Here is an 8,624-nt window from a genome sequence, read left to right on the forward strand (position 1 = left end):
AGAACCAAAACGCCCGGCCGCGAGGCCGGGCGTTTTTGTTTGGCCGCTCACCTCTGCCCGTCATTGCGAGGAGCACCCGGATCGGCGCTTCGCGCCGTCCGAGTACAGGCTCCGCGACTATGAAATCCTTTTATGTTCACGATTCTGTTTTGCTTCGCTGCGCTCGAATTGACGGCGGGGAGATGCCCGGTGTCAGCAACAACGCCGGCGTCTCTGAAAACCTATCCGCGCAAAACAAAACGCCCCGGTTTCCCGGGGCGTCGACGTATCGTGAGGTGAGAGGCGCTGCGCCGTTACGCGGCGGCCTTCTCGCCGGTCTGATCGACCACTTGCGGCGAAGCTTGCGCCGTCGTGCTGATCGGAATGCTGCGGGGCTTCTTGGCCTCCGGAATCTCGCGGACGAGATCGACGTGCAGCAGCCCGTTCTCAAGGCTAGCGTTCTTCACCGTGACGTAGTCGGCGAGCTGGAAGGCCCGCTCGAAGGCGCGCGCGGCGATGCCGCGATACAGCACCTCGGATTTGCTGCCGTTCTCGTTCGCGGTCTTCTCGCCCTTGATGGTGAGCTGGTTCTCCTTGGTCACGATCGAGAGTTCGGCCGGGGAGAAACCGGATACGGCGACGGTGATACGATACGCGTTATCGCCGGTGCGCTCGATGTTGTAGGGCGGATAGCCCGGAGCCGCCGCATCGCCGGAGGTCTGGTCCAGCAGATTGAACAGGCGGTCGAAGCCGATGGTGGAACGATAGAACGGGGTGAGGTCGAACGTACGCATGGTCAAGTCCTCCTAGAAGCGACTATTTGAATACCCGCCCGCCATCGGGCCGGGCATCGTCTCTGTGCAGCCGGAGTCAGAACTGACAGCCAGTTCCTGCCCCCTTGGTGTGGCCTGCACGAAAATGATATGGGAGGGTCGTTGCGGGGTTCAAGAGGTCTCCGCCATCCTCGCGTCGTCGATTTTTCTCCCTCTCTCCCAGCGCCTCAACCCCTCCGGACCCGGCTCATGACGCTCGTCTCGATTCCCGCCAATCCGGTTCCCGAGGGTGCGATCTCCGGCACCATCAAGACGCCCGATGGCGCGGAACTGCGATTCGCCCGCTGGCCGGGACCGGCCGGCCGCAAGGGCACGGTCTGCGTCTTCACCGGCCGCACCGAGCAAATCGAGAAGTACTTCGAGACGGTCCGCGATCTGCAGGACCGCGGCTTCGCAGTCGCCATGATCGACTGGCGCGGCCAGGGCCATTCGGCGCGACGGCTGCGCGATCCGCGCAAGGGCTATGTCCGCAATTTCGCCGACTACGAAGTCGACGTCGAAACCTTCGTCCGCGAGATCGTGCTGCCGGACTGCCCGCCGCCGCATATCGCGTTGGCGCATTCCATGGGCGGCGCAGTGATGTTGCGCATCGCCTATTCGGGCAAGCGCTGGTTCGATCGCATGGTGCTGTCGGCGCCGATGATCGATCTGCCCGGCCGCGCCACCTCGATGCCGGCGCGGCTGCTGTTGCGGGCGATGCGGCTGGCCGGCCAAGGCGGCCGCTACGTGCCGGGCGGCAACGACGTTCTCGCCAACACCGAACCGTTCGTCGGCAACAAGCTGACCTCCGACCCGGTGCGCTACGCCCGCAACGCCGCGATCGTCGCCGAGGACCCGACGCTCGGCCTCGCCTCGCCCACCATCGCATGGGCCGACACCGCGTTCCGCACCATGCACAGCTTCCGCGCCGCCCACTATCCGTCGAAGATCCGCCAGCCGATTCTGATGATGGCGGCGAGCCATGATACGATCGTCTCGACCGCGGCGATCGAAGAGTTCGCCTACCACCTGCGCGCCGGTTCGCATCTGGTGATCGCCGGCGCCAAGCATGAGATCCTGCAGGAGCAGGATCGCTATCGCCAGCAGTTCTGGGCGGCGTTCGACGCTTTCGTCCCGGGAACGCCTCTGTTCTGATTGACATTGTCGCGGCGACACGATTCGGTTCGCGGCGTGGAACTTCGAAGGTCCGCCCGAGATTGCTGCCGCAACCCTTGGTCGTTTTGTCCCGCGTTTCGAGAGTTTTCCCTCCCATGAAAATCCGCAAAGCCGTCTTCCCCGTCGCCGGTCTCGGTACCCGCGTTCTCCCCGCCACCAAGGCGATGCCGAAGGAGATGCTGACTATCGTCGACAAGCCGCTGATCCAGTACGTCGTCGATGAGGCGCGCGAAGCCGGGATCGAGCACTTCGTGTTCGTCACCGGCCGCAACAAGGGCGTCATCGAAGACCACTTCGATCGCCAGTTCGAACTCGACGTGACGCTGGAGAAGCGCAACAAGACGAACGAGATGGAGATCCTGGCGCGGGACCAGCCGGAGGCCGGCGCGATGAGCTTCACGCGTCAGCAAGCGCCGCACGGCCTCGGCCACGCGGTCTGGTGCGCCCGCGACATCGTCGGCAACGAGCCGTTCGCCGTGGTGCTGCCGGACGAGCTGGTGCTGAATACGCCGGGCTGCCTCAAGCAGATGATTCAGGCCGCCGAACAGCTCGGCGACAAGGCAAACGTCATCGCGGTCGAGGAAGTGCCGGCCGACAAGACCCATCAATACGGCATCTGCGGCGTCGGCAAGCGCGCCGGCCGGATGTTCGAGATCGACGGCATGGTCGAGAAACCCAAGCCCGGCACCGCTCCGTCCAATCTGTCGATCTCCGGTCGCTACATCCTGCAGCCCGAGATCTTCCACATCCTCGCGACGCAGGAGCGCGGGGCGGGCGGCGAGATTCAGTTGACGGATGCGATGATCGGGTTGTCGAAGACGCAGAAATTCTATGGCGTCGAGTTCAAGGGCGAGCGGCACGATTGCGGCTCGAAATCCGGCTTTCTGCGCGCCAATATCGCCTTCGCGTTGCGGCGTCCGGACCTGCGAGACGGTCTCATCGCCGACATGAAGCGCTACCTCGGGGATTGAGGCAAACTTCAGGCAACCAGATTGAGGTCGCGGCGGCTTGCCGCGACGACGCAGCAATTGCGGCCGAGGTCCTTGGCCGCATAGAGCGCCTTGTCGGCGGCCTCGAACAGCATCGACCAATGCTGCCCGGCCGCCGGCGTCATGCTGGCGAGGCCGATGCTGACGGTAACCCCGGCCTCACCCTCCGACCATACCTCCACCTTCTGCCGGATGGCCTCGGCGACGCCTTGCGCGTCGGCGGCGCGCAGGTCGGGCAACAGTACGGCGAATTCCTCACCGCCGAGTCGGGCCGCGCAGTCGCCGGCGCGGTTCGCCGAGTCGGCGATGCATAGCGCGATCCCGACCAGCGCCTGATCGCCGGCGGGATGACCGAAGCTGTCGTTGAACGATTTGAAGTGATCGGCGTCGATGATCAGCAGCGCGACCGGCGTCCTGGCCCGCACGGCCCGCCGCCATTCGCGGTCCATCACCAGATCGAACTTGCGGCGATTGGTGAGCCCGGTCAGCGCGTCGGTGGTGGCGAGCTCTTCGAGCCGGCGCTCGGCCGCCGCGCGGCGATCGATCTCGCGGATGAAGAACACCGTGAAGCCGGCGACGATGACGGCGAGGCCGAGCAGGATGGCGCCGATCCGCAGCGCCTCGTGCCGCCACATCCCGAACACGTCGCTCCACGACCGTCCGACCACCGCAATCAAGGGGCGGCTGCTGTCGGCCCAGACATACATCCGCGGAATCTTGTCGGCCTTGCCTTCGCCGGCGAACCAGGCGCGGCGCTGACCGAGCATCCTGTCCATGCCGATCTTCACCATCATGTTCTTGCCGAGCAGTTCCGGGGCGAACGGCGTGCGCATGATCAGGGCGCCGTCGCGCGCCAGCACCGCGATCACGTCGTGCGGCGCGAGCCGCAGCCGGCTGAACAGATCCATGAAATAGCTGAAGCGGATCGAGCCGGCGACGACGCCGGCGAAGCTGCCGTCCGGCGCCGCCACCCGCCGGCTCAGCACCAGCGAATAGGCGCCGCCATGCTGCATCGGCCGGCTGATATAGAGGCCGAGATCAGGCTGCTCGACATGGACGCGGAAGAACGCTTCGTCGGCGCGGTTGATCTTTTCCGGAGAGAGCGTCGCCGAATCCAGCGTCAGGTCGCCCTTGGCATCGAACACCTGGATCTGGCCGAAATGTTCGGCAGTGGTGGAGTGGTCGAACAGGATCAGGTTGCGGATCGTCGGATCGACCTGCGCAAGCTGCGGCAGCGCCAGGCTGCTGATCACCGAGCGCAGCGACAGGTCGTAGATTTCGATGTTGCGGTTGACGTCGGCGCTGATCGTGGAGGCGAGGTTTTCCTGGGTCTGGCGCGACAGCTCCTGGGCGCTGCGACGCATCTCCAGCATGATGCTGCCGCACACCCCGGAAAAGCCCAGCACCGTCACGACGGACGAGACGATCAGGAGGCGCGCCGACATCAGCGGGCCCCGTCCAATCTTCCGTCTGATCCGTTGGAAAAGGCCGGCGCTGTCCATCCCGGCAGCTAGCCATCCAAAGCTTGCGGAGCGCTTAAGTTGCGACCATGACAGAGCCGGCGGTTAATGGCGGATTTCACCGGCAGCCGCCGAGATTGTCCGCGGGAGCGCCCCGCCTGGATGGGGCCACCGCCCGACACCCGCCGGGCGGCGCGGGGCCGGCTTGAACAAGGACCTGCAGACGTGAGCAAATTCGATCCGCTCCGGGATCACCTGAAGGGGCAGACGGCGCCCGAACTGGTGCTGAGCAACGACCAGATCGAGGAGATGCTCGGCTTCGCCCTGCCGCGCGCCGCGCAGCGCGCCTCGTGGTGGGACTCGACCCGCGCGCCGGAAGAGAAGATGCCGCAGCGCGAAGCCTGCCTCGACGCAGGTTACGTCGCCACGCGCCTGCCGGATGGCAGCGGCGTGAAGTTCCGCAGGATCAAGCCGCAGCGCCGCCCTTACTGAGAGGCGCAAGCGGCGGGACGCAGGCGAGCCGAAGGCGGCACATCCTCATTGACAGGATGCCGCACCCGGTCCCTGATGCGGCCCGCTGCCGCGCCTGCAGGACGAGCCGAAGGCTCCCCGGCCCGGCCTCTCGCTCCGGGGAAACGCTGATGCGCAGACTGCTTGCCGCGACTTTTCTTGCCCTCCTGTCGGCACTGCCCGCGACCGCGCAGACGCCGCTGAAGATCATGGTGGGCGGCATCGACAAGCAGATCTATCTGCCGGCCCGGCTCGCCGCGCAGCTCGGCTTCTTCAAGGAAGAAGGCCTCGACGTCGAGCTGTTCAACTCGACCTCCGGCTCCCAGGCCGCAACCGCGCTGCTGGCGCGCGAGGTGCAGGGCGTGGTCGGGTTTTACGATCACACCATCGACCTGCAGTCGAAGGGCAAGTTCATCACCGATGTGGTGCAGTTCGCGGTAGCGCCCGGCGAAGTCGTGCTGGTGAAGGCCGCCGACGCCGACAAGCTCAAGGATCCGGCCAACTGGAAGGGCCAGGCGCTCGGCGTCACCGGGCTCGGCTCGGCCACCGACTTCCTTACCCGCGCGCTCGCCGCCAAGGCCGGGTTGAAGAACCAGGACTACACGCTGGTGCCGGTCGGCGCCGGCGATACGTTCCTGGCGGCGATGCAGCAGGGCAAAATCGCGTCGGGCATGACCACCGAGCCGACGGTGCAGCGCGCGCTGAAATCCGGCAGCGCCAAGGTCGCCATCGACCTGCGCTCGCCGGACGAAACCCGCAAGGCGCTCGGCGGAGACTACCCGGCCGCCTGCCTGTACATGGACCGCGGCTGGATGGAGGCCAATAAGCCGACCGTGCAGAAGGTGGTCAATGCGATGGTGAAAACGCTGAAGTGGATGGCGGCGCACTCGGCCGAAGAGATCGCCGACAAGATGCCGAAGGACTACTACGCCGGTGAGCGCGAGCTCTACGTCCAGGGCCTCAAGGACGGCAAGGTGCAGTACTCCGTCGATGGCCTGATGCCGGAGGGCGGTCCGGAATCGGTGAACAAGATCCTGGCCAGCTTCTCGCCGAACCTGCAGGGCAAGACCATCGACCTGAGCAAGACCTACACGACGGAGTTCGTGGTGAAGGCGAATGCGGGGCAGTGAGTCCTTGGAAGGACCGCGCCCGCGTCGCCCTCACCCCAACCCTCTCCCGCAGGTGGGAGGGAGCGCGCCGTGTCCTGCTCCCCTCCCACCTGCGGGAGGGGTTGGGGGTGGGGGTCCCCAGGCACTGGGCTCGTGGCTCCCTACCCCCCGCCCACGCCCGCAGGCGGGAGAGGGAGCGCGCTCTGCTTGGGGAGAGGCTTCCTCCATGCCGCACACGCCGTCATTCCGGGGCGCGCAGCGAAGCTGTGCGAACCCGGAAACCCGAAGTTCGGGGCACCCGTGTTTGCAACAAGCTCGGGATTCCGGGTTCGCGCGCGAAGAGCGCGCGCCCCGGAATGACGAACGATAGGTTGGCGAACTAAGTCAGGCGCAGCATCATCCATGGCCACAGCCCCAATCTCCTCCGTCTCGCCTATCGCACTCTCTCCCTCCGCCATCGCCCTCACGCAGGTCGCGCGCCGCTTCGTCACGCCGGCGGGCGATGTGTTGTCGGCGCTGGAAGATTTCGATCTCTCGGTCGCGCCCGGTGAGTTCTGCGCGATCGTCGGGCCGACCGGGTGCGGCAAGTCGACGACGCTGGGGCTGATCGCCGGGCTGGCGAAACCGCAGGCCGGGCGCGTGACGCTGTTCGACGCGCCGGTCGAGGGCGTCGATCGCCGCGTCGGCCTCGTGTTTCAGCAGGACGCGGTGTTTCCCTGGCGCGACGTGCTGCACAATGTAATGGCCGGGCCGCTGTTTCGCGGCATGGCCAGGCAGCAGGCCGAAGCCGAGGCGCGCGACTGGATCGCGCGGGTCGGGCTGAAGGGTTTTGAGCATCACCACCCGCACCAGCTTTCCGGCGGCATGCGCAAGCGCGTGGCGCTGGCGCAGACCTTCATCAACAAGCCGCAGGTCCTGCTGATGGACGAGCCGTTCTCGGCGCTCGACGTGCAGACCCGCGAACTGATGCAGGAAGAACTGCTGCAGCTCTGGGCCGAGGCGAAATCGGCGGTGCTGTTCGTGACGCACGACCTCGACGAAGCGATCCTGCTCGCCGACCGCGTCGCGGTGCTGACTACGCGGCCGGCGCGGGTGAAGTCGGTCCACACCATCGACCTGCCGCGCCCGCGCGACGTCGCCACGCTGCGCTACGACGAACGCTTCATCGCGATCGCCCGGAGGATCAGCGACGACCTGCGCGAGGAAGTGCTGCGCGCGAGGGCGGGGCAATGAGGATGATTGGCCTCGCCCGGCATCGCCACACGTCGCAGCGTCCTCATCCTGAGGAGCGGCGTCTTCGCCGCGTCTCGAAGGATGAGAGCCGCGCAAACTCATGGTTCGAGACGGCGCTGACGCGCCTGCTCACCATGAGGGCCTCGCATGGGACCGGTGACGTGCGAGGAACATGCTGATGGCTGATACGACAATCAGTAAGCCGGAGACGGACATCCGCGTCGAATCGCTCGCGGTTGGCATGCGGCGGCGGGCGCGGCTGGTGCTGGCGCTGCGGCTGGCCGTGCTGATCGCGCTGGTGGCGGGCTGGGAGCTGGGCGTGCGGGTCGGCCTGATCGATCCGTTCTTCTTCGGCCAGCCGAGCGGCATCCTGCTCAAGCTGATCGACTGGACGCAGAACGGCACCTCGATCGGGCCGCTGTGGAAACAGGTCTGGGTGACGATCTACGAGGCCGGCGCCGGCTTCCTGATCGGCGCGGTACTGGGCGTGCTGTGCGGCATCGCGCTCGGCCGCAATCACCTGCTGTCCGACGTGTTCTCGATCTACATCAAGGTGGCGAATTCGATCCCGCGCGTGGTGCTCGGCTCGATCTTCATCGTCGCGCTCGGCCTCGGCGCCGCCTCGAAGATCGCGCTGGCGGTCGTCATGGTGTTCTTCGTGGTGTTCGCCAATGCGTTCCAGGGCGTGCGCGAGGCCGACAAGAACCTGATCGCCAATGCGCGCATCCTCGGCGCCAGCCCGTGGCAGGTCACGACGTCGGTGGTGATCCCCTCGGCGCTGTCGTGGATCCTGGCCAGCCTGCATGTCAGCTTCGGCTTCGCGCTGGTCGGCGCCATCGTCGGCGAATTCCTCGGCGCCCGCGAAGGCATGGGCCTGCTGATCGCCACCGCGCAGGGCTCGTTCGACAGCAACGGCGTGTTCGCCGCGATGATCGTCATCGCCGTCGTGGCACTCGCCGCCGAATGGCTGCTGACCGCGCTGGAGAATAGGCTGCTGACCTGGCGGCCGGAGACCAACGTGCACGAATAGTCGATAGCGGGCACTGAGTGCGTGTCGCCCTCACCCCAGCCTTCTCCCGCAAGCGGGAGAAGGAGCGCGCTGCGGTTGGGGAGAGGGTGTGAGCAACAAGAGCGACGAGTCGCTCAACGCGATGGCTCTGCCGTGGCGCCCTGCTCCCCTCCCCCTTTCGGGGAGGGGTCGGGGGTGGGGGGCCCCGGGCACTGAGTGCGCGTCGCCTTCACACAAGCACTGTGCTCGCGTCGCCCCCACCCCACCCCACACCCCCCAGCGGGGGAGGGGGCGCCCGGCGACCCGGGGGGAGGGGTGGGTCAAAAAAACTTATGGAGACGCACCCC

General features: G+C 66.5%; 8 protein-coding genes. 6 read left to right on the forward strand and 2 right to left on the reverse strand.

The window, feature by feature from the left end:
- Nucleotides 1-293 precede the first annotated feature (293 nt).
- Entirely contained in the window at nucleotides 294-773 is a 480-nt protein-coding gene (locus ACOJTD_RS09370; RefSeq protein WP_420132650.1) for an Hsp20 family protein, read from the reverse strand.
- A 228-nt stretch (nucleotides 774-1,001) separates the two neighbouring features.
- Between ACOJTD_RS09370 and ACOJTD_RS09375 the strand changes: the two genes are divergently transcribed.
- Nucleotides 1,002-1,946 carry an alpha/beta hydrolase gene (locus ACOJTD_RS09375; RefSeq protein WP_420132651.1) on the forward strand — a complete coding sequence of 315 codons (945 nt, stop codon included), beginning with the start codon at nucleotides 1,002-1,004 and terminating at the stop codon, nucleotides 1,944-1,946.
- Nucleotides 1,947-2,062: 116 nt separating this feature from the next.
- Nucleotides 2,063-2,938 (forward strand): UTP--glucose-1-phosphate uridylyltransferase GalU, encoded by an 876-nt coding sequence (gene galU / locus ACOJTD_RS09380; protein WP_420132652.1) that lies wholly within the window; start codon nucleotides 2,063-2,065, stop codon nucleotides 2,936-2,938.
- An 8-nt stretch (nucleotides 2,939-2,946) separates the two neighbouring features.
- On the opposite strand, the gene ACOJTD_RS09385 is transcribed toward galU, so the two are convergent.
- Nucleotides 2,947-4,458, reverse strand: a complete 1,512-nt coding sequence (locus ACOJTD_RS09385) for a sensor domain-containing diguanylate cyclase (RefSeq protein WP_420132653.1) — start codon at nucleotides 4,456-4,458, stop codon at nucleotides 2,947-2,949.
- Nucleotides 4,459-4,641: 183 nt separating this feature from the next.
- On the opposite strand from ACOJTD_RS09385, the gene ACOJTD_RS09390 reads away from it, so the two are divergent.
- The 4 genes from ACOJTD_RS09390 (at nucleotide 4,642) to ACOJTD_RS09405 (ending at nucleotide 8,298) form a co-directional block, all read left to right on the forward strand.
- The gene (locus ACOJTD_RS09390; protein WP_420132654.1) at nucleotides 4,642-4,908 is read left to right on the forward strand and encodes a DUF7662 domain-containing protein; all 267 of its coding nucleotides are present in this window, start codon (nucleotides 4,642-4,644) and stop codon (nucleotides 4,906-4,908) included.
- 149 nt (nucleotides 4,909-5,057) lie between these two features.
- Nucleotides 5,058-6,056 carry an ABC transporter substrate-binding protein gene (locus tag ACOJTD_RS09395; RefSeq protein WP_420132655.1) on the forward strand — a complete coding sequence of 333 codons (999 nt, stop codon included), beginning with the start codon at nucleotides 5,058-5,060 and terminating at the stop codon, nucleotides 6,054-6,056.
- A gap of 381 nt (nucleotides 6,057-6,437) precedes the next feature.
- Nucleotides 6,438-7,268 carry an ABC transporter ATP-binding protein gene (locus ACOJTD_RS09400; RefSeq protein WP_420132656.1) on the forward strand — a complete coding sequence of 277 codons (831 nt, stop codon included), beginning with the start codon at nucleotides 6,438-6,440 and terminating at the stop codon, nucleotides 7,266-7,268.
- 178 nt (nucleotides 7,269-7,446) lie between these two features.
- Nucleotides 7,447-8,298, forward strand: coding sequence for an ABC transporter permease (locus ACOJTD_RS09405; RefSeq protein WP_420132657.1), 852 nt, complete (start codon nucleotides 7,447-7,449; stop codon nucleotides 8,296-8,298).
- The last annotated feature ends 326 nt before the right edge of the window (nucleotides 8,299-8,624 follow it).

Source organism: Rhodopseudomonas sp. (genome assembly GCF_048594845.1).
In the GTDB taxonomy this organism is placed as follows: Bacteria; Pseudomonadota; Alphaproteobacteria; order Rhizobiales; family Xanthobacteraceae; genus Rhodopseudomonas.